Raw genomic sequence first — 22,966 nt, forward strand, 5'->3', positions numbered from 1 at the left:
ACCGCAGATTCGCGCCACATCACCCGCGCCTTCGCCGATCCGACCCCCAGCCCCCGGGAGGACCCCCATGGAACCCGTCTGGAACGGGATGCTGACCTGCGACTACGAGCGCAGCCGCCCCGCGAGCACGCTGCTGGAGTGGGATCTTTACACCACGTCGCTCATAGCCTGGCCGAGGGTGCTCCTGGAGGATCCGACCCCGTACGGGCGGCTGCGGCGGCCGGGCATCGTCGACATCGACGAACCCGTACACCTTCGGCTCGTCGCCGCCTTGGAGAAGTTCCTGTCCGACCCCGATCGCGTCCGGGACCTGGCCGATCGCACGGCCCTCCACCGGGAGCAGACCGCCAGCGCACTGGACCAGGCCGAACAAGCCCTGAGCGACCGGGACGTGAAGGCAGCGGACGAAGCCATCGGGCGGGGGACGGCGGCGTTCTTGAAGGTCATGTCCGCCCACATCGTCAACTGGCTGCTGCCCGAGCAGCAGTGGGAGGACCTCCTGAGCCAGGTGCTGTCCAGCCGGGCCCGCGCCCGAGACTGCACGCTCGCCCTGGCCACCCCGAACCGCACCGGCCACCTGCTGCAGGCGCACCGTCTCCTCCTGGAAGCCGCCGCCAGCATCCGTGACGGACGTCCCCTTGCCCTGGCCGCGGCCGACGTCAGCGCCCGGGCCGGAACTCTGTACGGGGCGGGCTCACCGGCAGCTGCCGCCATGCCCCTTGAGGACCCCGACCGCGCCGCCGACCTGCTGCGAACCCTGTCGGCCAGCGCAGACCCCGAATCCGAGCTGGCATCCCTCACCGGCTCCCTGGACCGTTCTGCCGCCGTACGCGAGGCATGGGAGACCGCGGCGCTGCTGGCTGCCGGCGGCCGGCCCGGCCAGCTCGCCGCGGTGCGCGCCCTGAGCACCGCCCTCGCCTGGGCCGCCGACAGCGAGGAACGGCGCAAGGAGTTGCGCCACAGCTACCTGTCGCTGGTGCGCCGCTGGTGCACGGCCAGAGAGCACGATGCCACCCGCGTCACCACACCCGACTTGCTCGCCCTGGGAGACGGCCGATGACCCCCACCCCCCTGCTCCCCCTCGACCAGGCCCACAATGCGGCGCGCGTCGGCGGGAAGGCCGCCGCCCTGGCCCGGCTGCTCCGCCAAGGTCTGCCGGTTCCCGAGGGCCTGGTGGTCCCGGTCGGTACACCGGAGAGCGCGGTGCCGATCCTTGTGGACCACATCCTGGCCTGGGCGGAGGGGCGCGCCCCGTACGGCCTGATCGCCCGGTCCTCCGCCGTCGCCGAGGACGGCGCCGCCGTCTCGTTCGCCGGGATGTACGCCTCACGCTTCACCCCCGCCCGCTCCGGCCCGCTGCACGCTGCGATTACCGAGGTCCGCTCCTCCGCACTGCAGCCGACGGCGCAGGCCTACGCGCGGGCCCACGGCATCACCGCAGCTCTCGGGATGGCCGTGGTCATCCAGCCCGCGCTGCGCCCCACTGCCTCCGGCGTACTGGCAGCCGAGGTGCTCGCCGGCCGGTGCGTCCGCTGGAGGATCGAGGCCGTCCGCGGCCTGGCCGAACCACTCGTCAGCGGCACCCAGACCGGCGAGGTCCACTCCGGCCTGCGTCACACCGCCCACCCTGTCCAGCCCGCCGAGCAGCGGATCATCCTCATGCCGGGTGCCCCCGACGAGCTGCGGCTGCCACCGGGGGAGTGGACGACGATCACCGGCGTCAACCAGGACGAGACACTCGCGAAGATCAAGACGTCACAGGAAGGCGTCCTGCACCTCCACGCGCCGACGCCATGGGCGGCTGATCCCGTGCTGAGCGAGGAACACCGCCTGACCCTCCTGGACAGCGCCGTTGTCGCGGCAGCCGCGTTGAGCCTCGAACGTATCGACCTGGAGTGGGCCTTCACCGCCGACGGCACCCTGCACCTGGTGCAAGCACGCCCGCTCACCCGCCCCCTCCACGAAGCCCGCGCAACCGGTCGGCACTGTGAGGACGGCTGGACCGGCATCCCTGCTGTCGCGGGCACCGCAGCGGGGCCGGCTGTTCGCATCGGCGAGGGCACAGCCCTGACCGGTGCCGTGCTGATCTGCGGCGCGCTCGGTCCCGAGGCGGCCGGCGCCCTGCTGGAGCAGCCCGCCGCAGTCGTCTCCACCACGGGGGGACCGCTCTCCCATACCGCGATCATCGCCCGCGAGCTCGGCATTCCCTGCGTCACCAACGTCAAGGCCGCGACCGCGATCCCCTCGGCGCGCCTGATCGAGGTCAACGGAACTGAAGGCACCGTGCGGCCCGTCGCGGGCATTCCGGAGCAACGGACCGAGCGCGCCCGCCTGGACGGAGCGGCCGTCGTGCTCCAGCGCCTGCCGACCACCGCCGCGCACGACGGGCGTGCCGCTACCCTCCTGCTGCACTCACCGGCAGAGCATCACCCTGTGCTCCCCACCCTCACGGCGTCGGCCGAGCACGGGACGGTGGGGGTGCTGATCGTGGACGAGGACGTCGCCACTCCAGAGCTGCCGGGGTTCCAGGTGATTCGTTTGAAGTCCCTCGGACGCCTGCTGTGGCCGGTGGACGGCGGAGACGTGCCGGAGACTCTTGTGACCGTCGACCCGAACGGCCGGGTCCTCCACAGCCGAGGCCTCCATGACTGATCTCCTGGGCGACACCGCCGGCCTCATCGTGGACTGGGACGGCACGGTCGTCGACAACGGCCGGCGGCGTCTCGACGCGCTGCGCCAAGCGCTCGTGCCGTACGGACTCACGGTCGAGGAGGACTGGTACACGGTGCATGCCGGGCTGCCGGTACGCGACCTCCTGCGGGTCCTGGCCGGCGAGCGCGAGCTCCCGGTCGAAGAGGTCGTCCACGCCAGCCGGCAACGCCTGCTGAACGGGCCCCCGCCTGCAGTGATCACGGCGACCCTGGAACTGCTCGAGCAGGCCCGTGCACGCAGGATCCCCCGGGCCGTCGCGTCCAGCGCGGCCGCAGTCCTGGTGCACACCGGGATCGAGCGCCTGGGACTGAACGGGCTCCTTCCGATCGTGGTCACTGCCGAGTCCGTGGCGCGCGGCAAACCCGCTCCCGACGTCTACCTGGAAGCGGCGCGACAGCTGGGCGTGGCGCCCTCGCACTGCCTGGCGGTGGACGACGCATCCGACGGCATCGCCGCGGCCCGATCAGCGGGCATGCGGCTGCTCACCGTGAGCGGCACCACTCTGGTTCCGGTCACATGAGCCACCGCGAAGGATCACTGCGCACCTGGTGCGGCTCCCTCGGCAGCCGAGGCCAATCCCGTTGGGCGCAGCGGAAGCGTGCGGATGGTCTCCCACCGGTAGGTCCTTTCCTGGCGGCGGAGCTTCACCAGGTCCACTGACGAGACATCGAGAGCTACCGGGGGAAGCGAGCGCAGTTGCGACACCACGTCGACGACCGGCGCTGCCGGGCGCTCGGCGTTGTTGTAGGCCACTCCCAGATGCGGCCGGAAGGTGCTGGTCGGCTTGCCGCCGGGCACGCCGGCTTGAGCACCGAGCGCGCTGAGCGCAGCGTGGAGGCCGACGAGCGGTCTCCACGGGGTGAGGCTGAAGCGGACGGCACCGCGGCTGCCGGCAAGGGGATGAGCCAGAATGCGGAACTCACCTACGGACAAGTGCTCCGCCATGGAGATCAGGTGCTCGAGCTGGGGATGTGACACTCCTTCCGTGGCACCGATCCGGAGCAGGGTGACGTGCAGGCCGTCGGCGGGCACCAGGTCCATGCTGAGATGCTCGAGCGCGCCCTGGCAGTGCTCCGTGCGTCGCACCAGGGCGGTCGCGTCGGCGAAGGTGAGCATCCAGTAGTAGGCCTGCTGCCGTTCCGACCATCCCGGGCGATCCCAGTGGTTCTTCATGCGGTCGACAGCTTGGAAGGCCCGCCAGTCGTGCTCGACAATCACGCGGGAGTCGTCGAGGTCGGCGGGGGGTGCGCAGGGGAAGGCCCTGGTGTCGACGGCCAGCTCGGGCGCCACGGATCTCCTAGATATGTCAGGGCGCGATCTGAGCGCGCGAGCCGACCACGATCATTCCGGCCTGCGGCTGTGACCGCCACGTCCGCAGCTCCTCGGCATAGTCCCCCACATCGGGTTCGTCATGCCACCGCTCGGCGCATTGGTAGAGCTCGTTCGCGCGTTCCCACACAGACCTGATGGGCGCGGTGGTTCCGGACCTGAGGGCTCGCCGGCCCAACGCCATGGCCTGCTCGACCTCGGGAGATGGCTGCTGCAGTAGGGCCGTTGCCGTATCGAGCCCTACCAGGGCGCGGCTCCAGTCGGAGTCGGAGTGTGCGATCAGCTCGTCGATCTGCTCCGCGTGCGTCAGGACCTCGGCTGTGTCGCCGAGCGAGAGGCGTGTGGTGATGGCGTTGGCCAAGGTGCGAGCCATGGAGTACGGCTCGAAGCTGATGCACGACGTGAGGCCGCCGGGCAGGGCGGCTTGCCGGTCGGAGAGCTCCAGGGCCTGGCCGATCGCCTGCTCGGCGCCACGCCGATCGTCGAGTCGGGCGAGCGCGCGGGAGCGCCCGTTGACGAGCAGCCGGATCGCCTGCGGGTCGTCCGGGGCGAGAGCGATTCCGGCCAGGGCTGCGTCGTCGGCTTCCGCGTACCGCTTCTGGTAGTACAGCCCCAGAGAGCGGGTCCCGCTCGCCCACATCTCCATGGGGACGTCGCCGACCTCGCGTGCCAGGGACTCCGCCTCCGAGCAGTACGCGTTCACCAGGTCATAGGTCGCACCAGCGTTGACGGCCATGTACCCCAGAAGCCCGGCGGCTTGGGAAGCGAGGCGGAAGAGTTCCGTACGGACCCGCGGGGGCTGCTGGCCGGCCAGGACGCCGTGCAGCATTTCGCGCACGACTCGGGCTTCGCCCGCCAGCTGCTGTGGCCCCTGCGCTTCGTAGCGGTCGATGATGCCCGAGATGGACCGTCTCACCATGACCAGGACCGGGTCGTCCGCGTTGGAGCTGGTCAGCTTGTGCGTCTGGGCGACGACGGCCAGCGGGTCGTCGAAGCCGAGGCTGGCCGCCGATGCACTGGCGAGGTCAGCGCTGGCCCGCAGCGAGACCAGCGCCCCAGGTTCCACGGGCTCGAAGAGCCGCTCGGGGGCCATGTTGAACATGTGGCGGAGTACGAGATAGGCGTCCCGCCGGGGTGTGCTTTTGATCGAGCCGCGGCGGCCCATATACCGGTCGAAACTGCTGCGGGACACTTCGACGCGGGCGAGCCGGGGATCGTTCTCCTTCTCGGCGGCGCGCGCAGCGGCTTTGGCGAAGTGGATACAGAACTTCTCGTACGAATCCCACTGGTTCTCCTGGACCAGGAGCGCGAACCGCGTGGTGGTCGTGCTGGTCACCGGGCTCCCCCCTCGGGTTCGGTGCGGACGGTCGGCTGCTGCTCTTGTGCCGGAGTACGGCCTGGGTTCCAGAGCGGCTGCCCGTTCTGGAGGTATCGGGGGATGCTCTCCCCCAAGGCAGCCAGGGCCTGCTCCGCTCGGCGCCGCTGACGGTCCCGGAGCAGGGAAAGCGCCTGGTCTTCGGGGAAGAAGGCGCACTCCGCAAGCTCCTCGTCGTGCGGTCGCAGCGTGGCGCACGTGTCCCAGGACAGTTGCCCGGCGTCGAAGACGAACGCCATGAGGTCGTCCCACGGCCCGTGGGGAGGCACCCAGTCGATGCACAGGAGTGCGTACAGCGTGACGTCGAGCCCGAGCTCCTCGCGGAGTTCCCGCCGCACGGCATCGGTGGGGGCCTCGTTGGACTCCGCCATCCCGCCAGGAAGATCCCACCCCGGCTTGTAAGTGGGTTTGACCAGGAGAAGCCGACCGTCGGGGTCGCGAAGCAGCGCGTCGGCAGTCACCCGCTTGCGAGCCTGCTTGGCGTTGCCCTCGGCCAGGTAGGCATCCCACGCCGGCGTTCCGGGAGGAGGGGGTTTCGTCATGGATGCCTGCCCATTCCGGGACGAGCGTCGAAGCTGGCCAGCAGGGCCGAACGGCGACGGTTGACCTGTACCAACTGCTCCAGCACGTCCCGCACCTGCGGGACGTCTCGGAAGGGAGTGAGAGTTCGACTAAGGGCGTGCAGATGTTCGGTGACCCGTGACGAGCCGAGCGGCTCACAAGCGGCCACAAGCTGCACCCCGGTGGCACAGGCCGCTTCGAGGTCCCCACTTTGGACGAGAAGCTCGGCGAGCGCGGACTGGCTGAATGCCCGACTGCGGGCACGGTTCTCTCCACGCAACGCCACGGCGCGCTCGGCTTCGATGGTCGCCACACTGAGCATGCCCAGGTCGCGGAGGGCGAGCGCTGACTCGCTGGCGAGTGCAGCCTGATCGAAGGGGGCAATCCAATGCGGGGGCGGCACAGCGGAGGCGTCTTCCAGAATTGCGCGCGCTGTTTCCAGAGCGCGTTGGGCGGCCACATCGTCTCCGATCCTGGCGTGAGCGCGACCCTCCATGGCGTGAAGGCGGGCGGTGAGCACCGGGATAGGTTCGGTGGTCGCCATGCGTTCATGTCCGCGGCGGGCTAGGGCCAGTGCCTGCCCGGCGTCGCCGAGTTGCAGGGCCAAGTGGCTCGTGCTCGCCAGGACGTTCGCTCCCACAGATGTTTCAGGAGTCGCGTGCGCGAGACCGAAGGCGACCCTGAAGTGTTCGGAGGCCTCCGTGTCGCGTCCCAGGTCATGGGCCATCCAGCCCGCCATTTCCGTGAGGACTGCTGCGGCCAGAAACACGTCAGCTTCGGGGGACCGCCCCTTGGGCCCGAACAGATCAACCGCGATGGAGGTCTGAAGATACTGCTGGAGCGACGAATAGACATGTCCAGCGCCGAGTTGACGATCCGCGTGCCTGAACGACTCCAGCGCCCCCAGGTAGGGCAACGGGCCGGCGCTCTCGGGCGGTGCAGCTCCGGGCAGCGTGAGCAGGGGAGCGAAGTCAGGGGTGGGTGTTCCTGGCCCGGCCTCGGCTGTCGCGGCATCGGTGGTGCTGGGAGGCTCACCGGTTGGTGGTCCGAACAGCGCCACTGCCGGCTCCCCGAGCAGATGCTCCAGCACACGGCAGGTGGGAGGCCAGGGCATCCTCTTGAGGTCCCCGGCCAACCACCGGTCGAAACTACGAGACGAGACCGTGACCGCCGCCAGCCGCGGGTCGCCGTCGATACGGGCGACGTCGCGGGCGGCACGCTGGAAGTGGATGCTGAACGTGGCGAACACCGTCCAGTGGTTCTCCTCCACCAACTGCCGGAACCGGGTCGCGCGCCGCATCGCCTTCTCCCTGGCTCAGTTCGAGTCGCCGAAGGTGAGAAGGGGAACGTCATACAGATCCGGGCTCTGCGGCCGGGTCACCGTAGGGGCGGTCCACTCCTCGATGACGAGCTCGCTGATGAACTGCACGGTGCCGCCCAGGAGGTGACTCGTTAGTCCATCGGCAGAGGCCCCTTTCAGGCCGGCGGTCACGTGGATGTGAGGTGCGACCTTGCTGTTCACGGTGTCCCACGCGAGCGTGCCGGCTCCGAGCACTTCGAGGGTCTCGACCTTGATCTCGTCCCACAGAGGGCGCTCCGGGTGCTCGAGTGGGCCGCACGAGCCCACCAGCCGGACACTGCTGAAGCCGCCGATGAACGTCGGGATGTGGCCAGCCCGGATCCCGGTGTCGCGGCAGAAGGCGTCCAGCGCAGGGAAGAAGTCTTCGCCATCATCGAGAGCGACGACGAACCGCCGCCCGGTGGTGACTTCAGTGGCACGCATGTGGCTCCTCGATCTCAGAATTGGATCTTGTGGGGGAAATCAGCGTCGGCGGAATTCGAAGGCGTCCCTGATCTCCGGCAGCTCTGCTCCGGAGCGCAGAAGGGCCAGCAGGAGGAGCCGGGCTTTACGCGGCTCCAGGCCGCCGCCGCTGATGAGGCCTCGCTTGAGCAGGTCTGTCTCGGAGCCGGGGCCGAAATCGTAGGTGTTGCTCAGGACGCTGCCCGCGCCGGTGCGGGAAGCAAGGATGACCGGCATACGGGTTGCCAGGGCACCCAGCGGTTCAGCCCATGTCTTGGGGGCGTGCCCGGCTCCGAAGGCTGCGATGACCAGGCCGTCCGCGAGGCCGGCGGCGGCATCCAGAAGGGCCACGGAGGCACCCAGGGTCGCCTGGATTACCTCCACGGACGCCGGACGGACCTGCGGCAGTGCCACCGGTGCCTGCCGTGGCACGGCGAAGTGAAAGCGGGGCTGGCCTTCCACCACGTGCCCGACGGGACCGGCGCCGGGCGAAACGAAGGCCGACGTGCTGGTGCTGTGGACCTTCTGCACGTGGCGGGCGGCGTGCAGTTCGTCGGCGAAGGCGACGAGTACGCCGAGGCCGCGCGCGGAAGGGCTGGCCGCGGTGTGCACAGCGGCCACGAGATTGGCCGGGCCGTCGGCGCCGGCCATCTCCGCGGTGCGCATGGCGCCTGTGATCACGACCGGGGCTTCCCCTGTGTACAGGAGGTCGAGGAGGAAGGCGGTCTCCTCCAGGGTGTCGGTGCCCTGGGTGATGACGAAGCCGGCCGTGCCGGATTGCGCCCGCTGATTCAGCAGTTCGGCTATGGCGACGATGTCGTCGATCTCCAGCCAGGCGCCGGGGATCTGCCGGAAGTCCTGCAGCTCCAGCGTCGCAGCATCTGCCAGCTCCGGCACAGAGGCAACGAGATCGGCAGCCGCCAGACGGGGGGTCGCCCCGCTTCCGCCGCTCGGTGCCGACATGGCGATCGTGCCGCCGAGTGAAAGCACCAGGACGGTGGGGCGCTGGGACCGCGGGGTGGAGATCACGGCGGCTGCCTTTCGGAGAAGTGGATCACGCAGTACGGGTCAGCGTCGGGCTCTCACCGGTCCGGGGCAAGGGCGCCGAGAAACTGGAAGACGTCGTCGAGTGCGCTCACGCTGAGGTGCCGACTGCGTGGACGCACGATGCTCGCTGTGCCGCACTCGCTCAACTCGCGGCACCGGCGAACCAGCCATGGCCACGGGATATCCAGAAAGCCGGCCAGTGTCCGCAACCGGGCTTCCGGGTCAGGGCCCGTGGCCACGCTGTGTGCGCGCGCCTCCCTGAAGGCCTCGTGATACGCCCGCAGCGCGGGGCGGTGGGTGACGGTATCGGCGGCCCAGATCGCCTCGGTCCGGACCCAGTTGGCGACGGCCGCGCGCTGGCTGGGGACCAATGCGAAGCCGTCGACCTCGGAGTACTCCGGGTCAGCGAGAACGTCGACCTTGATTCCGTGCAGTTCCATCAGCGCGATGGCCAGAAGCAGCAGGATGCGTTCGTACCGGCTGCTGCGGGTTACCTCGGCCTCCGGAACGCAGAAGACCCGGACCATGGGCGTCGCAGCGTCGGTGTACTGGGCCGCCAGAGTCTTGAGGTAGTCGGCTTTGTGACGGAACCACAGCCACGGGGCGGCCTGCTCACCGGTCTGTTCCCGAGTCCAGAAGACAGGGGATGTTGTCACCCCATCGAGTCGCCGCACGATGTGCCGGGCGCAGAACGCAGATCCGAGCCACTGTGCTCCGGCCGTCGTGAGATCGGGCAGCGCCACCCGGCTCGGCGCGGAACGCGGCAGCGAGAGGTAGGTGTCCAGCGCCTCCTGTTCCTCGGCGAGGGCGAGGTCGTCCGCCAGGAGCCCGTCATCGAGCTGAACCAGGGACCACAGCAGTCCGTACGTCAGATCGTCCAGCAGGTGCGCGGCCGGCAGGGCAAGCATTTCGGCGTCGGAAGACACCGTCAGCGCGCGGCGGGCGTTCGCCGCGTCGATCACGTAGAGCTGGGTGTCGTCGCCCTGCTCAGCGACGCCTACGAGCATCCCGCGGCGGGCCGGTCGTAAGAACTGATGCAGCGCTGGGTCGGAGGCTTCGATATAGGCGGAGCTGTCCCGGACTGTGGCAGCCCGGATGCCGATCGCAGCGGTTGTGCCGTCGAGCACCTGCCGACCAGCGAGTTCCCACGAGTCGGCGACTTCATCGGAACTGGACAGGAACACCCTGCTGGTGGGCCAGCGCTCGGTGATCGTGGCGGCGGCGCGTATGTCTCCCCGGCTGTGCGGCAACGAACGCACCTGCATGACGGATGGCGCGGGACTGAACAAGTCGGAGCAGGGGACTCCGAACAGGCGCTCCAGAATCAAAGCCGCATCTGGCCAGGGCTGTCCGAACCAGTAGCCCTTCGCCCACCGGTCAAAGGTGGAACGTGAGACCGAGACGGTCGCCAGGCGCGGCGAGTCGGTCTCGTTGGCCAGCTCCCGTGCGGTCCGCTCGAAGTGGGTGCAGAAGACCACCCATCGGTCCCATCGGCGTTCTTCGAGGAGAACGCGGAACAACGTGGGGCGGGCGGACATCTCGGACCTTCCTGGGGCGAAGGCGGGGGAGCGTGCATCCGGGCTACGTGAGCTGGGTCACCACGCAACTATGCTCGCTACTCTGTGGCGTTGGCAAGCCTCACTCTGCAACCTGCATAGTTCGGGCTGCAGTCTGTTCGCCTCGTGGGTGCCGTGGCACACTTCAGCGAACGACAGCTGCCGGCCGAAGGGGAGAGGAACCGGCGTGAGCGAACCGAAGTCCGCCCCGACCGTGCTGGCCATCGTCTTGGGCCGGCGCCTGGCCGCCCTGCGCGAGGCGGCCGGCTTCACCGCTGCACAGGCCGCCAAGCCCCTGCGGATCGCGCCGACGACGGTCACCAGGATGGAGAAGGCCGAGACTTCTCTGAAGTACGCCACCGTCAAGACGCTTCTCGAGATCTACGGCGTCCCCCAGGCCGAGATCCAGGAATTTCTCGTCCTCCTTGACCAGGCGAGTACGCCCGGCTGGTGGCAGAGTTTCCGCGACGTACTCCCGGGCTGGTTCGGGGTGCACGTATCGCTGGAGGGGGCTGCGACCAGCCTCCGCGGCTACGAGCCTGGCGTCCTCCCTGGTCTGCTGCAGACACCCGGATACGCCCGCGCCGTCATGGAGCGAGGACTCCCTCGCATGGCGCCTGATGTTCTTGAACGAAGCGTCGACCTGCGCATCAAGCGCCAGGAGATCCTCACGCGCGAGAAGCCGGCCCCACCCCAGCTGTGGGTTGTAACGGACGAGACGAGCCTACGGCGCCCCGTCGGCGATGCGGCCGTCATGCGCGAGCAGATCGAGCACCTCTTGGATGTGACCGACCTCCCGAACGTCACACTGCAGGTGTGCCCCTTCGCAGCAGGGCTCCACCCAGGCGCCTTCGGGCCATTCACCATCTTCCGATTCGAAATCCCCGAACTTCCCGATATCGTCTGCACCGACAGCCTGAGCCGCGCCGGATACAGCGAGGACAAGGAAGAAGTCGCCCTGTTCCGTGAAGCGCTGGGCGAAATGAGTGTGTACGCATTCTCAAAGCAAGAAACCAAGAAATTCCTTGGTGATATTCGCAAGGAGCTGTACCTATGAGTCACGTCCTGCGCGCCGCCACAGAGCTTGGAGCGGCAGAGTGGGTGAAGCCTTGGAGTGGTAGCAACGCCGGAAACTGCGTGGAGGCGAAGCCCCTCGACGATGGCCGCGTGGCGCTGCGCCAGTCGACCGACCCTGACGGCCCCGCGCTGATCTACACGCGGGGAGAAATCGCGGCCTTCATTATCGGGGCAAAGTCCGGGGATGCGGATTTCCTCCTCTCCTAAGCCCCACGTAGCTCGCAATACCGCGCCAAAAATCCGACACGAAGGGCAAGCAGAATAGCGATGACGTTAAAGCCCATCGATACCAGCCGCCCCCACCCGGCCCGCATGTACGACTACTACCTCGGCGGCAAGGACAGTTACCCGGTCGACGAGGAGGCTGCCGAGAGAGTCATATCGTTCCTGCCGGCCATCAGGGTCGCTGCCCGCACCAACAGGGGCTTCATGAATCGGGCTGCCCGGCTCCTGGCCGACCGCGGCGTGCATCAGTTCCTCGACATCGGAACCGGCATCCCGACCGAACCCAACCTTCACCAGGTCGTCCAAGCGGTCAACCCGCAATCACGTGTGGTCTACGTCGACAACGACCCCGTCGTTCTGCGCCATGCGGAGGCGCTCCTGCGGAGTACGCCCGAGGGGGCGACGAAGTACATCGAGGCGGATGTCCGCGAGCCCGGGAAGATCATCGAAGGCGCCCAGGAGATCCTCGACTTCGAGGAGCCTGTCGCCCTCTCGCTCGTAGCCCTCCTGCACTTCGTCTCCGACGAGTACGGGCCCTACGATCTTGTCAATGAGCTCTTGGCCCCGCTCCCCTCAGGTAGCTTCCTCATGCTCTCGCACGTGACGGGAGACTTCGACCCTGCCGGGTGGGACAAGGCCGTCGAGATCTACCGGAAGAGCGGCATACCCGCGCAGGTGCGGTCGCGAGACGAATTCGCCCGTTTCTTCACGGGACTTGACCTGATTGATCCGGGCGTTCAGGTCGTCACCAACTGGCATCCGGAGCCTGATCAGGAGTTCGCCGACGAACAGGTGCCTCTCTACGTCGGCGTCGCGCAGAAGCCGTAGACGCCTGGCGGCATGGCTGGGCCGAGAGCCTGTCCAGCATCAGTCCGGACAGAGCACGGTGATGATGTGCGGAGAGGCCCTATGGAAAACAGCAGGGGGTATGTCTGATGGGCGACCGAGGTCTGGAGGACTCGCGTGCCAGCATGCTGGTCGCCGTCGACGAGCGAGACCTTCGCTTCGTTCCCCGCGCCCAGGGTTCGTTTTCCGTGTACTGGCGGGACGTTCACGCACGTGCGGTCCAAGCCCTGTCGGCGGGGGAGCCGGTCTTGCTGGCCCCGCTTGTCGACTTCGCCTACGTCAAGGGGTGCGAGGAAGCCGGACTGGATCCCCGTTCGGAGAAGGGTTTCCGCGCCTACGCGAGCCGATGGGTCCCGAGGAACGAGCTGTGGTCCTTCGCGGGAGAGACGGCTGACGAGATGCTCCTGCAGATGAAGCGGGAACAGCAGGCATGGGCCACGGCTGTTCGCTGCAGGAGCGTGTTCGACGCGGTGAACGCGCAGCACCCCGGTGCGGAGGCCTGGGCGAGAAGCTACTCGGCGGGCGTTCTGACGGCGCTGACCGAGGAGGCGGTGCGGCGCGCCGAGTCGCGCGGCGGTGCTGGCGGCCGGATCGCCTTGGTCGCCAAGGCCGGAGACCTGGAGCTCGGTAGTTACGCGATGCCGGTCGGCGTCATCGGCGGGGAGATCCGTGTACCGGATCGGGACCGGGAGCGATTCGTCGCGCTGCTGGGTGCCTCGCTCGTCGCCGCGTCGAGCGGCGTTCTGACGCTGGTGACCGGTGACGACGGCCCGGTGCACGTATGGACCGTAGGGAGGCAGGGGTTGGTGCCGAGCGAGCACGGCGAACTCATCCTCGAGCCGAATGACGCGCACGGTCGGTCGGCGACGTACGTGCCCGGGTTTCCGCTGCCGTCGCCCGCGTAGCTGAGCGTCCCGGTCACGAGCGCCGCAGTCAGAGGGCGCTGTAGGGGATCGAGGCCGCCACGAACCGGCCTCGTTCGGCCGCAGCCATCAGCTGACGCTGAAGTTCCTGTTCGCCACCGCGGAGCGGCAGCCCGAGGTCATCGGACACGTACAAGACGACGTATCCCACCTTGGTCGCGAGATAGTTCCAGCGCGGTGGCACGTCGCCCGCCAGTGTGAGCAGGGGTTCGTCTTCGTTCGGCATGTGGACTTCGATGGTTCGGGCGTCCTGGTGCAGGGTCATCCGCCAGCCGTGCGCTTCGCGGATGCGCATGGGGTGCCCGGCCTTGACCAGGGGGAGGCCGGCGGCGAGGAGCACGGCCAGCAGCTTGGGCATCAATGGTCCGTTCGGGCCGAGGCGTACTTCCTCATGCGGATCCTGAAGGGCGTACCAGGCCAGCTTGTCCTGCGACATACCGGCAGACCATGCCCTGGTCTTCGGTTCGGTGGTGCTCATGCAGCTGCCTCATCTCGCGCGCGGTCTGGTGGCCCCGGCCGGTTAACGATCGGCTGTCCCGCTGGCTACGGGAGCGGCGACCCGGCGGGCCGGGTCACGAACCGAGTGACGTTCCGGCCGTCGACGGAGGACTACGACACGCAGACCGACACACCGAGCGCACCAATGATCATGTACGGGCCGAAGGCGATGCGACCGCGGGTGCGTCCCTGAAGCAGGTTCACTGCGGCGCCGAGGGCGAACATCGCGAAGGTGCCCACGAGCACGGTGGCCCAGTTGTGCCAACCGAGCAAGGCCCCGAGGGTGGGGGCGAGCTTCACATCGCCGAGTCCGATGCCGCCGAAGGTCATGAGGGCGAACGCGGAGCCGAGCGCGGCGGCGGCTGCAAGACAACGGGCGAAGCTGCCGGGTTCTCCGGCCACTCCTGCGGCTGCCAGCAGGGTGATCGTCCCGGCGAAGGCGGGAACGGTGAGGATGTTGGGGAGCCGGTGCACTTTGGCGTCGATCAGGATGAGCGCGGTGCCGCAGGCGGCGACCCAGTAATGTGCGGCGGCCAGCCAGCCCGTCAGGCCAGTGGCGGCGACGAGGGCGAAGGCGAGCGCGGTCATGGCCTCGGGGAGGCCGCGGGCCGGGTACCAAGGCGTGCGGCATGACGCACAGCGGCCTCGGGGCGGCGCGAGGAGCCGGATGGCCGCTGGGGCTGGTGCGTCACACGAGGGGCAGGCGTGCCGGAGCGGTGCGCCGGCGGGCACGGTCCTGGTGAAAAGCAGCGGGCGGGTGGCGGTGCCGGCCAGGGCGCCGGCGAGAAGGGCGACGGTCGTGGTCAGCACGGTCATCACGGCGGCTCCCGGTGTCGTTCTGCCCCGGCATATGTCGGGATCTTGGAGCCTATGCGAGTCGCCCCCTCGGTTCGATGGGGTATCGGGGAGCAGGTCGAAAGCAACGACCAGGTCACGGCGCGAGCAAGGGCCCTGATCACGGTGGATGCGCCGGGCCGGCGCTCCTACCGTTCAGATTCAGAAGCGCGATCACCTAACCGCGGAGGGGCGGAATGTCACACGGCGGCGGCTGATCGCACCTCTATAGGCGACAGCGCCGAGCGCACGGGCACGACGAAGGGGGCATGGGTCCATGACGATCACCGCCGATCTCGGGAAGGCGGGGGCGGTCGGGGGCGGCCGCCGCCGGGTCGTGTGGACACGTGGCCGCCGCATCACCTTCGGGATCATCGGGTTCGGGTCCCTGCTGATCGCCTTGACCGGCTTCGTCGGCTCCTACACGGCCGTACGCGACCTCGCCGAGGAGAAGGGTTTTGGCTGGTTTGCCACTATCTTTCCCCTTGGGATCGATATTGGCATCATCACGATGCTTGCCCTCGATCTTGCCCTGACCTGGGTCGACTTGCGGTATCCGCTCCTGCGGCACATCGCCTGGCTGCTGACCGTGGCAACGGTGGCATTCAACGCGTTCTCTTCTTACCCGGACATACTTGCATCTTTTATGCATGCGGCGATTCCCTTGCTGTTCATCGCGATCACCGAGGCGGTCCGGCATGCGATCGCCGTCGCGACGGCGCGCGAGGAAGGGCGGGAGGATTATGCGCTCTCGCTGGGCCGGTGGCTTCTCGCCCCCTGGTCGACCTGGTTGATCTGGCGCAGCAGGAAGCTGTGGCCGAGCACGATCTCCTCGTACGAGGTGGCGCTGGCGCTGTACCAGGAGAAGCTGGACTACCGCCGGGAGTTGCGGGACGCCTACGGCTGGCGCTGGCGAAGGAAGGCCACGCGCGAGGAACTGCGGCCGCTGCGCCGCAGCCGTCTGGGATACGCCGTCCGCCCGGCAGCAGAGCTGCGCCATCCGGAGCGGGAGGACCTGGCCGAGCAGTCCGCGCCTACCGCGCTCACCACGCCGGGGGTCGTGCTGGAGAAAGTGCCGGCCAGCCATCCGCCTGCCCTGTCACCGGCCTCCGCCTCGGCGTCGCCCGAGCCGGAGGATGCCGCCGAGCACGAGCGCGCGCAGTGCCCGCCGGCGGACCGCGCACGAGCCGGCACCGAGCCTGCGGAGGAGCCGCTGCTCGAGCACCCGCGCGAGGACCTCTTTGCCGGCGACACCCCTGTGAACCAGGAAGCCGAAGCAGCCGAAGACGAAGACCCCCTCGAGCAGCGAGAGCCCGACACGGGGCAGGCCGGCCACCCGGCCGGGGGCCAGGCCAACGTGGACGTGGACGAGGCCGAAGACGAGGAAGGACCCGTAGAAGACGAGGAAGGCCCCGACGAGGGCGATGATCCCGCCGCTGCCCCGCCGCCGACGATTGAACTGGGACCTGCTCCGGCGAACGAGAGCAAGAGGCAGCGGGCCGAGCGGATATACCTGGCGCACCAGAAGGCGGGCGTCGAGCTCACCCGCAAGGACCTGACCCGGTGGGCCGGATACCAGAACGAGGGGTCGGGACGGAGCGCCTACAACGACCTGGAGCGCAAGCACGGGCCGATCGTGGCCGGCGAGGCGGCGTGGGAGACCGATGGCGCCGAACTGGCCACGGTGCCGTCGTAGAGAGCGGCCGCGCGCAGCAGGCTGGCACCTACTGGCGATCATTCCTGCCGCAGCAAGCCATCCCCACCGGGACGGGCGCCGGGAACCGACCCGAGGCGCTGACCTCCCCGCCCGTGGTGGGACACGGTCTTCGCCAGCGCAGGGAGCCTTGGTCCGTCGGCCGGTTCACGTCTCGCGAGCGCGCCGCCGTCGAGTGCCGGACTCCTGTGCTGGAGCGGGTGATTCACGGCCGGTCTCGGGTACCGCGATCATGGGCGTCGGCTGCGCCTCAACCCATCCGTCGGCCGTGTGCTCGACCAGGTACTGGCGGGAGAACGGCGCCTCGCGCAGCGCGTTGAGCACCTCCTCGTGGTCGTAGGAAGAGGCGATAACGTGCTCGTCGGCGAACTCGTCCTCCTGTACAGCGACGCCGTACAGCACTGGGTCCGTCATCCCGTCCCTCCTGGGCAGATCCCACCACGGTATTCCGGCACGCTTGTGCGCGGTCCGGCCGCTGCTGCGCCGGGCAGCACCAACTACCTCTGGGCCGTCCTTGGTTCAGCCATCGGCACGCATCGGCGCAATGAACCGGCGCATCGCGACCATGAGCAGGCCGGCAGATGCGAAGCCGACCAGCAGCCCGGCCGCACGCACCGCCAGGTCCGCCGCACCGGCAAGGTCCAGGGTGCTCGCGACCGAGACGGCGCCGATCCATCCGGCACCCCACAGCACCATGCAGCCCAGGAACAGCAGGGTGACCCGCATGCCGAGCGATACCCGGGACGCAGGCTGCGACGCGGGCCCGAGGCAGCGCCGGGCGTGAGCGGCATACGCCGCCCACGCCTGCTGCGGTGTACCTGGGCGGTGGGGAGGCAGACGGCCGCACGAGCACAGTGCCCGGTGCTGGGCCTCGCCGGCAGCCGCGGAGGCGTCCCCGTCGATGACGATCTGCGGCTCATGCCGCCCGTCGTCGACGACGAACTGGTCATAGTCCACCACGATGTGACGTCCCTTCGGTGAGGAGGGCCCGCGGGCTCGGTCCGGCCGCCTTCGTCCGGGGCCGGTGGCCAGGCAGGCTCTCAGACTGAGCCGTGGAACTGCCAGGAGACGATGGCAAAGGAGTGCCGCTGCGCCCGGCACTTCTTACTGGGCACCGGCCTCATCGGCCGCTACGACGCACTCGGCCTTACCCATCCAGCTCCTCCACCATACGGTTCCCGGCATTCCACAGTTCGGCCCGACCTTGTGCCGATCGGCGTAGACGTATGAATCGCTTACGGCGCGCATGTGGCCGTCGCAAACGAACGCGCATTGCGCCCCGCCGGTTGGCGACGCGAGCTTCCAGGCGATGTGCCATGCAGGGTTCTGTCCGCACGGTTCAGTGCCGCTGGTGCCCGGCTCGGCCTCGATGTAGCCGCACGCGGGTGCACTCGTGTCCGGCGAGGGTGTGAGGTCCGGGAAGAACTCAGAACCGGTGTTGTCGCTCACATGCTCTCCGTGGACAAATGGCCCGGCGTGGGATGAAGGCGGTTAGAGGGAAGTGCGGACTGTTCCGTCGGCGCAAAGGCCATTCTTTCATCGGCGCCCCGATTCAGGGCAGTTGGCAGCCGTACCGTTCCAGGACCTCGCGGGTGCCGCGGTCCTGCGGCCGCAACGGGTGTGTCCCGCCGTCCTCGGCCGGACCGAGCCGCAGCGTCGTATCCCCGCTGATCGGGCGGATCACCAGGGTCCCGCCCGCGACCTCGGACTGGATCGCGTCGTCGCGGTAGGGACTGGCGGCCAGGCAGCCGTCGCTGAACTCACGCTCGTAGCGCTCGAACGGGCCCGCGAAAAAGTGGCCCGCGACCGGCCCCTGCACCTGCATCACCAGGTAGGCCGCCACCCCCGCGGCAGCACCCGTCAACGCGATCGTCCGGCCGGACTGCCGCATCAGACGCGGCCCAGCCCGGTGAATGCCATAGGCGCCGAGCCCCGCCAGGGCAACAGCGCCGAGCAGTATCGGCTTGGGGTGGTCGGTGAGCACCCGGGCTTTCATGCCGACCGTCCACGGGATCGCGGCGATCACGAGTACCAGCCACCCGAGTACAGCGAGGGTGAACCCCTGGACGGCGGTCAGCTTCTGCGGCCACGGCGTCAGCCGGGGCACCGCCTGCTGCTCCCGGCTGATCCAGCGGGCCGCCCCCCGGAGACGGGCAGCCCGCCCCGGGGCCGCGGGCCCGTGATGGTGCTCCAACAGCCGCAGCACCGCGGAGCCGAACGCCTCCACCCGCTCGTGCACGGCACGCTCGCTGTCCTCCAGGGTGCGCAGGGCGCCCTCGCGGCCCGGCTGGATGCGCCAGCCGTCACCGCGGGCGAAGGTCTGGTTGACCCAGTGGCCCGGATCGGGAAACCCCGGCAATGTGCGTGCCGTTCGGCCGTCGGAGAACCCGAGGGACGAGCGAGACGAGCGGTCGGGGATGTAACGCTCGTACAACCGGGGGCTGGTGCGGTGACCGTGGTGACTTGCCTGCAGATCCCTGATCGCTTCGATGACGTCCACGAGGACCTCGTCGTGGCCGGCGGCCTCGGCCTGGGCGAGCAGCGATGCTCGGGGGATTGCCCGCCACACACCGCCGCTGCGATCGTGCGCGTGTTGCCTCCACATGTGTCGCCACGGACGCGGCCACACCACCGCAACCGGTCTGCGCAGCGGCGGCCGGTCCCGGGACAGATGGGCGCGCAGCAGGGCGGTGGCACAGCGGAGGTAGTCCGCCTCGCACACCTGCCACACGGCCTTCGCCGTGGTCAGCCGATCCCGGTGCTCGTCGAGGTCCGTGGCGTCGTCCGCGAGGGCGTCCATGAACTCCTCGACGCGGCGGCGTGCCTCGCGTACGGCTTCATCCTGGGCGCGCAGTGATGCGATCGCCGTCCCCCACCGGGCGTGTGTCATCTCCGCCTGCCCTCCCTGGCTGCCTGGGCCGACAGTACCCAACGGCATCCGCCCGGGTCAGGTCTGTTCGTGCTGGTCGCACTGCGGGCCGGACCCGAACGGCCGGGCACCCCCGGTAGCCGTCAGCCCGCCAGAACGGGCCGTCGTCCCAGTGCTCACCGGCGCCGGGCGAGCCGGACCAGCCGTTGCCACAGTCGGGGCGCGGGCACGGGTGCCGACGGAGCCGGCACGGGCGGCGGAGGACCGGCTGGCCGCGGAGGCGGCACGATGCCCGCTGACGTCCCGGTCCCCGCGGGCGGCGTCGCGCCGGCCGGGTGTTCCGCCGCCCCCGTCGCCGGCAGGGACTCGGGCTCCGGCTCGGGCTCTGGGGGCGTGCGCAGTTCGGCGGCCTCCCCGTCCGAGGCTGCGACGGGCTGCTGTGGCTCGACTTCCGCTTCCGGTTCTGCGGGCGGCGTGGCGCGCGCGGCGTAGACCTCACGCGCGTGCTCGTTGCGCCAGGTTATCCGGCGCTCCTGGGCGGCGTAGAGGTCGCCCATCACCTGGTAGGCGTCGGCGGGCCGGAACGCGCCCCGGGTGCGAGTGAGCGAGACGAACGCGACCGGCACCAGGCCCCAGGTGTCGGCGTCGGGGGCCGGGCGCGGCTTGCTGATCCGCCAGTCGTCGCGCGGGTCCGACCGCCACTTCCAGTTCGTCCAGTCCTGGCCTGGCTGTACCGGGTGCTGGAATCGGCGGATGCCGTAGGGGACGAGGACCGCCTTCCCGTCGAGCCAGTACACGTGGCCGCCGGCCTCGTTGATGGCCTTCTGCCGCTCGTTGGGCGCCACCTGCTCGTGCAGTGCCTTCTGCCCCCGCAGCCACACGGGGTGCGGGGCAAGCTGCTGGAACTGGGCGAGGTCGCGTTTGAGGAACCACACATGCGCGGCCCCCGCGTGCTCATCCCGCACCGCGCGGATCCTGCGCCGGATCGCCTCCGGGCCCGGCAGCGCCGACGGCGCCTCGATCACCACCGTCGTGGTCCCGCACTGGGCCAGGACGGCCGGCGGCAGGCCGGATGGGTGCTCAGGGTCCTCTCCTGGGGAGGCGGTGACGCAGTGCGTGACACCGGGAAGCGCGCGTATCTGCTCCCGCAGCTGGATGACGACTTCGTCGGCGGCGTCCAGGAGCGCCTCCTGCTCCGGTCTGCTGCAGCCGTCGTTGCTGCGGTGTGCGAAGTGCGGCTGGACCTTCGCGCTCGGGCGCGCCCCCTTGAGGATCAGTCGCTCGCCGCAGGCGCGGCACCGATAGCGTCCGCCGGCCATGCCGGGCGGCAGGCCCTCGACGCCGTCGTCGACCCATACGGTGGTTCTTCTCTCGGTATCCCAGGCACTCCTACCCATGCGGCTGATCATGTACGGCGTGGGCCGGCGCGCGCCAGAGTGCTGTCCGCCCGGCGGGCGCCACCACATCCCCGGCGCCACAGGGCGGGAGATGAACTGCCGTGGCGTCCCGCCCGGCGGGCTCGTGCCAGTCGCAGCGCCGCCGATGGCCTCCAGGCTCGGCGCCGCGGTCGGACCGGCCGGACTAGGCCGGATCGCTGGCGCGTTGCGCTGAAAAGGGGATGTGGATCGGGCGAGTGCCGAGGCCGCGGCGCGGGCGGAAGAGTGTGTCCAGCAGGTCCGCTGTCTTCAGCCCGTGGCAGGCCGGCCCGGAGACTGCAGCGGCGTGCTCGAGGTTCTTGACCAGCTCCCACATCTCGTCTTGCACGACGAGCGTGTTGGCAACGGCAGGCGACTGTTCCACGTCGATTCCTTCGGAGGGACGGCAAGGGCCCGGGCACGGCGGCCTGCAAAGGCTGGCGACGCGAAAGCCGGGCCCTGGGAGATCGTCCTGTCAGGGTAGTTCGTCAGTGTCACCAGGTCCGGCGCTGCCGGGACCGTCCTCGACCAGCGACTTCGGCCCCGGCACGGGAGCGCGGGTCTGCTGCTCACCGTTCCGTCGGCCCGCCTGCGAGAGGGCGGTGGTAAGGCCGACACGAAACGGCCCCGGCCGTCATGCACGGGGGGACGCGACGGCCGGGGCTCGTTCATTCCAGCTTAATGATCACAAGACGCGTAGGAGGGTATTTCAGTCGGATTGGCGCATTTTCTCTGAGGGTTGATCGGTTCGGCCGATTCAAGTCCGTGCTGCTCTCCTGCCGTCCGGAGCCTGCCCGCTCCGCGCTGTTCAGCAGCGTCGCGGGCGGGATCCCAGGACATCCAGGATGAATGCCGGCCGTGCGCGTGCGTCACGGGTCCCGAACGCCTCGGGCTCGGCGGTCGGCATCCTGCTCTCGATGGCCGGAACGCGCCGGGTCAGGGCTGACCGCACGGCTACGCCCCTTGGGTGCCGGTGGCTGCGGGGTGGTGGAGGTAGACGGACAGCGACCGCTCCAGGTCCAAGACCACATCCGTTGCGTCTCCGGTCACCGGCGGGTCCTGCACATAGCCGTGGGGCGGGCGCCAGTTCCGGCCGGGCTCTTCCAGACCCGGCAGCGGCTCACCCACGGGTGCTCCTCCCCACAGGTGCGCGACCTCGGCGGCGACGTCCTCCGGCAGTGCCATGACCGGGCAGGCCAGATCACTCAGGCAGCTGCCGAGAGATTCGTCCGGTGCTGCTTCGAGAAAGGTGAACCAGCCGCTCGTGTCCATCCACCCCACCACCCAGCGCAGCGGCCGGTCCTCGCCCGGTTCGCGGTCCTCGTCGCCCTCGCCCAGGGTGATGTAGATGCGGCGGTCCTCATCGACGTGCACGTCCCAGTCGGCGATCCGGCCGCCGCGACCCCGGATGGCGGCGACGACGGCCAGGGCGTAGGCATCGGCGGTCTGGTGGAAGGGAACCGTGCCCCACAGCTCCGTGGCCTGGTCCTCGAGCATGCCCCGCTCGCTGCGGGTGAGCTGCAGCTGACCGCCGTCGGGAAAGAGGTCCTGCAAGTCCTGGCCGGCCGCGACGTCCCAGCCCGTCCAGGACAGGCTGTTGCGCAGGCTGTCCGTGTTGTACGCGGTGCGGACGTGGCCGTCGAGCGACATCTCCAGGGCGCCCCGCTCGCCCGGGGTCAGCCGGGCGGTCGCGGTGCGCGGGGTGTGGTGCTGGCGCAGAGCCGATGTGTACTTCGCGCCCTGGCGGGTCGTACGGCGGGCCTTCTTGGCGGCGGTGGACTGCTTCTTCGGCATGACGTACTCCTCGGCGCGACGGCCCCACGCTGCCGTCGGCGCTCGGTACTCACACCAGGCAGAGATCAGCGCGGGCCCCGGGAGACCTTGACCGGCAAAGTCACCGTGCGGCGTGGGGCGCCGGTGACGACGGCGGACGGCAGTACGCGGCTAGCCGTTGGATCATCAACGGTAGCGGGCACCACTGACACCGACCCCGAGCCGGCGATCCGCCGGTACGCCGTATGTGCGGTGTGCGGTGTGCGGTGTGCGGTGTGTGGAGAGGCCCGCAGTGGCTTCGCGCGTGAATCCGTCGCCTTCTTCAACCACCGGGCCGGGCAGCGGATCGGCCCGCCCATACCCGGGTGCCGGCTGTCCGGCCAGGTACGCGCACGAGGCATCAAGCCGCCC

The 22,966-nt window shown here is 69.5% G+C and carries 24 protein-coding genes; 8 read left to right on the forward strand and 16 right to left on the reverse strand.

The annotated features are described in order from the left end of the window. Positions 1-67: 67 nt before the first annotated feature. The 3 genes from SZN_RS41210 to SZN_RS01040 are packed head-to-tail and all read left to right on the forward strand — an operon-like array spanning position 68 to position 3,232. Positions 68-1,060: a hypothetical protein gene (locus SZN_RS41210; protein WP_007490690.1), complete on the forward strand. Its 993-nt coding sequence runs from the start codon at positions 68-70 to the stop codon at positions 1,058-1,060. Beyond that, positions 1,057-2,652, forward strand: a complete 1,596-nt coding sequence (locus SZN_RS42195) for a PEP/pyruvate-binding domain-containing protein (protein ID WP_007490691.1) — start codon at positions 1,057-1,059, stop codon at positions 2,650-2,652. The genes SZN_RS41210 and SZN_RS42195 overlap by 4 nt, the downstream gene beginning before the upstream one ends. Beyond that, positions 2,645-3,232 (forward strand): HAD family hydrolase, encoded by a 588-nt coding sequence (locus SZN_RS01040; RefSeq protein WP_007490692.1) that lies wholly within the window; start codon positions 2,645-2,647, stop codon positions 3,230-3,232. Before SZN_RS42195 ends, SZN_RS01040 begins: the two co-directional genes overlap by 8 nt. 14 nt (positions 3,233-3,246) lie before the next feature. On the opposite strand, the gene SZN_RS01045 is transcribed toward SZN_RS01040, so the two are convergent. From SZN_RS01045 to SZN_RS01075, 7 genes are read right to left on the reverse strand one after another with little or no spacing between them, the layout of a single operon-like run. Then, positions 3,247-4,002: a 2'-5' RNA ligase family protein gene (locus SZN_RS01045; RefSeq protein WP_007490693.1), complete on the reverse strand. Its 756-nt coding sequence runs from the start codon at positions 4,000-4,002 to the stop codon at positions 3,247-3,249. Positions 4,003-4,018: 16 nt separating this feature from the next. Further along, positions 4,019-5,377, reverse strand: coding sequence for an NsdA family TPR-like regulatory protein (locus SZN_RS01050; RefSeq protein ID WP_007490694.1), 1,359 nt, complete (start codon positions 5,375-5,377; stop codon positions 4,019-4,021). Continuing rightward, a complete protein-coding gene (locus SZN_RS01055) occupies positions 5,374-5,958 on the reverse strand; it encodes an NUDIX domain-containing protein (RefSeq protein WP_078508334.1) in 585 nt (194 codons plus the stop codon). Before SZN_RS01055 ends, SZN_RS01050 begins: the two co-directional genes overlap by 4 nt. Continuing rightward, the gene (locus SZN_RS01060; protein ID WP_007490696.1) at positions 5,955-7,277 is read right to left on the reverse strand and encodes an NsdA family TPR-like regulatory protein; all 1,323 of its coding nucleotides are present in this window, start codon (positions 7,275-7,277) and stop codon (positions 5,955-5,957) included. The genes SZN_RS01055 and SZN_RS01060 overlap by 4 nt, the downstream gene beginning before the upstream one ends. A 15-nt stretch (positions 7,278-7,292) precedes the next feature. Beyond that, positions 7,293-7,760, reverse strand: a complete 468-nt coding sequence (locus SZN_RS01065; RefSeq protein WP_007490698.1) for a PPC domain-containing DNA-binding protein — start codon at positions 7,758-7,760, stop codon at positions 7,293-7,295. Positions 7,761-7,799: 39 nt separating this feature from the next. Continuing rightward, positions 7,800-8,807 (reverse strand): asparaginase, encoded by a 1,008-nt coding sequence (locus SZN_RS01070; RefSeq protein WP_007490700.1) that lies wholly within the window; start codon positions 8,805-8,807, stop codon positions 7,800-7,802. A gap of 53 nt (positions 8,808-8,860) precedes the next feature. After that, entirely contained in the window at positions 8,861-10,363 is a 1,503-nt protein-coding gene (locus tag SZN_RS01075; protein ID WP_007490702.1) for a hypothetical protein, read from the reverse strand. 205 nt (positions 10,364-10,568) lie between these two features. On the opposite strand from SZN_RS01075, the gene SZN_RS01080 reads away from it, so the two are divergent. The 4 genes from SZN_RS01080 to SZN_RS01095 all read left to right on the forward strand — a co-directional run bounded on the left by SZN_RS01080 (position 10,569) and on the right by SZN_RS01095 (position 13,434). Continuing rightward, a complete protein-coding gene (locus tag SZN_RS01080) occupies positions 10,569-11,438 on the forward strand; it encodes a helix-turn-helix domain-containing protein (protein WP_007490703.1) in 870 nt (289 codons plus the stop codon). Beyond that, on the forward strand, positions 11,435-11,665 hold the full coding sequence (locus tag SZN_RS01085; RefSeq protein ID WP_030587981.1) for a DUF397 domain-containing protein: 231 nt from the start codon (positions 11,435-11,437) through the stop codon (positions 11,663-11,665). The genes SZN_RS01080 and SZN_RS01085 overlap by 4 nt, the downstream gene beginning before the upstream one ends. 60 nt (positions 11,666-11,725) lie before the next feature. Then, positions 11,726-12,511 (forward strand): SAM-dependent methyltransferase, encoded by a 786-nt coding sequence (locus tag SZN_RS01090; RefSeq protein WP_007490709.1) that lies wholly within the window; start codon positions 11,726-11,728, stop codon positions 12,509-12,511. A 143-nt stretch (positions 12,512-12,654) separates the two neighbouring features. Further along, complete coding sequence (locus tag SZN_RS01095; protein ID WP_007490710.1) at positions 12,655-13,434, forward strand: hypothetical protein; 780 nt, start codon at positions 12,655-12,657, stop codon at positions 13,432-13,434. Between the two features lie 28 nt (positions 13,435-13,462). On the opposite strand, the gene SZN_RS01100 is transcribed toward SZN_RS01095, so the two are convergent. Both SZN_RS01100 and SZN_RS01105 read right to left on the reverse strand, forming a co-directional pair. After that, complete coding sequence (locus SZN_RS01100) at positions 13,463-13,930, reverse strand: hypothetical protein (protein WP_139063505.1); 468 nt, start codon at positions 13,928-13,930, stop codon at positions 13,463-13,465. A 131-nt stretch (positions 13,931-14,061) separates the two neighbouring features. Further along, positions 14,062-14,766 (reverse strand): prepilin peptidase, encoded by a 705-nt coding sequence (locus SZN_RS01105; RefSeq protein WP_007490714.1) that lies wholly within the window; start codon positions 14,764-14,766, stop codon positions 14,062-14,064. 295 nt (positions 14,767-15,061) lie between these two features. Between SZN_RS01105 and SZN_RS37510 the strand changes: the two genes are divergently transcribed. Beyond that, the gene (locus SZN_RS37510; protein WP_007490716.1) at positions 15,062-16,480 is read left to right on the forward strand and encodes a DUF2637 domain-containing protein; all 1,419 of its coding nucleotides are present in this window, start codon (positions 15,062-15,064) and stop codon (positions 16,478-16,480) included. A 165-nt stretch (positions 16,481-16,645) separates the two neighbouring features. Here the strand turns inward: SZN_RS37510 and SZN_RS01115 are convergent, their stop codons facing one another. From SZN_RS01115 to SZN_RS01140, 7 genes are all read right to left on the reverse strand, one after another. Further along, positions 16,646-16,912, reverse strand: a complete 267-nt coding sequence (locus tag SZN_RS01115) for a hypothetical protein (protein ID WP_007490718.1) — start codon at positions 16,910-16,912, stop codon at positions 16,646-16,648. A 105-nt stretch (positions 16,913-17,017) separates the two neighbouring features. Continuing rightward, positions 17,018-17,458, reverse strand: coding sequence for a hypothetical protein (locus SZN_RS01120; RefSeq protein ID WP_007490720.1), 441 nt, complete (start codon positions 17,456-17,458; stop codon positions 17,018-17,020). A gap of 144 nt (positions 17,459-17,602) precedes the next feature. Beyond that, positions 17,603-17,947 carry a hypothetical protein gene (locus SZN_RS40800; RefSeq protein WP_139063506.1) on the reverse strand — a complete coding sequence of 115 codons (345 nt, stop codon included), beginning with the start codon at positions 17,945-17,947 and terminating at the stop codon, positions 17,603-17,605. A gap of 103 nt (positions 17,948-18,050) precedes the next feature. Continuing rightward, positions 18,051-19,388 carry a hypothetical protein gene (locus SZN_RS01125; protein WP_007490722.1) on the reverse strand — a complete coding sequence of 446 codons (1,338 nt, stop codon included), beginning with the start codon at positions 19,386-19,388 and terminating at the stop codon, positions 18,051-18,053. Between the two features lie 155 nt (positions 19,389-19,543). Continuing rightward, positions 19,544-20,764 carry a competence protein CoiA family protein gene (locus SZN_RS39610; RefSeq protein WP_139063507.1) on the reverse strand — a complete coding sequence of 407 codons (1,221 nt, stop codon included), beginning with the start codon at positions 20,762-20,764 and terminating at the stop codon, positions 19,544-19,546. 184 nt (positions 20,765-20,948) lie between these two features. Continuing rightward, positions 20,949-21,167: a hypothetical protein gene (locus SZN_RS01135; protein WP_007490726.1), complete on the reverse strand. Its 219-nt coding sequence runs from the start codon at positions 21,165-21,167 to the stop codon at positions 20,949-20,951. A 569-nt stretch (positions 21,168-21,736) separates the two neighbouring features. Beyond that, positions 21,737-22,576, reverse strand: coding sequence for a DUF6292 family protein (locus SZN_RS01140; RefSeq protein ID WP_007490727.1), 840 nt, complete (start codon positions 22,574-22,576; stop codon positions 21,737-21,739). Between the last annotated feature and the right edge of the window lie 390 nt (positions 22,577-22,966).

Origin of the sequence: Streptomyces zinciresistens K42, from assembly GCF_000225525.1 — a bacterium.
Taxonomy (GTDB): Bacteria; Actinomycetota; Actinomycetes; order Streptomycetales; family Streptomycetaceae; genus Streptomyces; species Streptomyces zinciresistens.

Bases quoted from the DNA above. Each gene is read 5' to 3' on its own strand.
- SZN_RS01040 (WP_007490692.1), top strand. From the start codon at position 2,645: ATGACTGATCTCCTGGGCGACACCGCCGGCCTCATCGTGGACTGGGAC.
- SZN_RS01085 (WP_030587981.1), top strand. From the start codon at position 11,435: ATGAGTCACGTCCTGCGCGCCGCCACAGAGCTTGGAGCGGCAGAGTGG.
- SZN_RS01105 (WP_007490714.1), bottom strand. From the start codon at position 14,766: ATGACCGTGCTGACCACGACCGTCGCCCTTCTCGCCGGCGCCCTGGCC.
- SZN_RS01055 (WP_078508334.1), bottom strand. From the start codon at position 5,958: ATGACGAAACCCCCTCCTCCCGGAACGCCGGCGTGGGATGCCTACCTG.
- SZN_RS01095 (WP_007490710.1), top strand. From the start codon at position 12,655: ATGCTGGTCGCCGTCGACGAGCGAGACCTTCGCTTCGTTCCCCGCGCC.
- SZN_RS01100 (WP_139063505.1), bottom strand. From the start codon at position 13,930: ATGAGCACCACCGAACCGAAGACCAGGGCATGGTCTGCCGGTATGTCG.
- SZN_RS01075 (WP_007490702.1), bottom strand. From the start codon at position 10,363: ATGTCCGCCCGCCCCACGTTGTTCCGCGTTCTCCTCGAAGAACGCCGA.
- SZN_RS37510 (WP_007490716.1), top strand. From the start codon at position 15,062: ATGACGATCACCGCCGATCTCGGGAAGGCGGGGGCGGTCGGGGGCGGC.
- SZN_RS01060 (WP_007490696.1), bottom strand. From the start codon at position 7,277: ATGCGGCGCGCGACCCGGTTCCGGCAGTTGGTGGAGGAGAACCACTGG.
- SZN_RS01140 (WP_007490727.1), bottom strand. From the start codon at position 22,576: ATGCCGAAGAAGCAGTCCACCGCCGCCAAGAAGGCCCGCCGTACGACC.
- SZN_RS01115 (WP_007490718.1), bottom strand. From the start codon at position 16,912: ATGACGGACCCAGTGCTGTACGGCGTCGCTGTACAGGAGGACGAGTTC.
- SZN_RS39610 (WP_139063507.1), bottom strand. From the start codon at position 20,764: ATGGGTAGGAGTGCCTGGGATACCGAGAGAAGAACCACCGTATGGGTC.
- SZN_RS42195 (WP_007490691.1), top strand. From the start codon at position 1,057: ATGACCCCCACCCCCCTGCTCCCCCTCGACCAGGCCCACAATGCGGCG.
- SZN_RS01090 (WP_007490709.1), top strand. From the start codon at position 11,726: ATGACGTTAAAGCCCATCGATACCAGCCGCCCCCACCCGGCCCGCATG.
- SZN_RS01125 (WP_007490722.1), bottom strand. From the start codon at position 19,388: ATGACACACGCCCGGTGGGGGACGGCGATCGCATCACTGCGCGCCCAG.
- SZN_RS41210 (WP_007490690.1), top strand. From the start codon at position 68: ATGGAACCCGTCTGGAACGGGATGCTGACCTGCGACTACGAGCGCAGC.
- SZN_RS01065 (WP_007490698.1), bottom strand. From the start codon at position 7,760: ATGCGTGCCACTGAAGTCACCACCGGGCGGCGGTTCGTCGTCGCTCTC.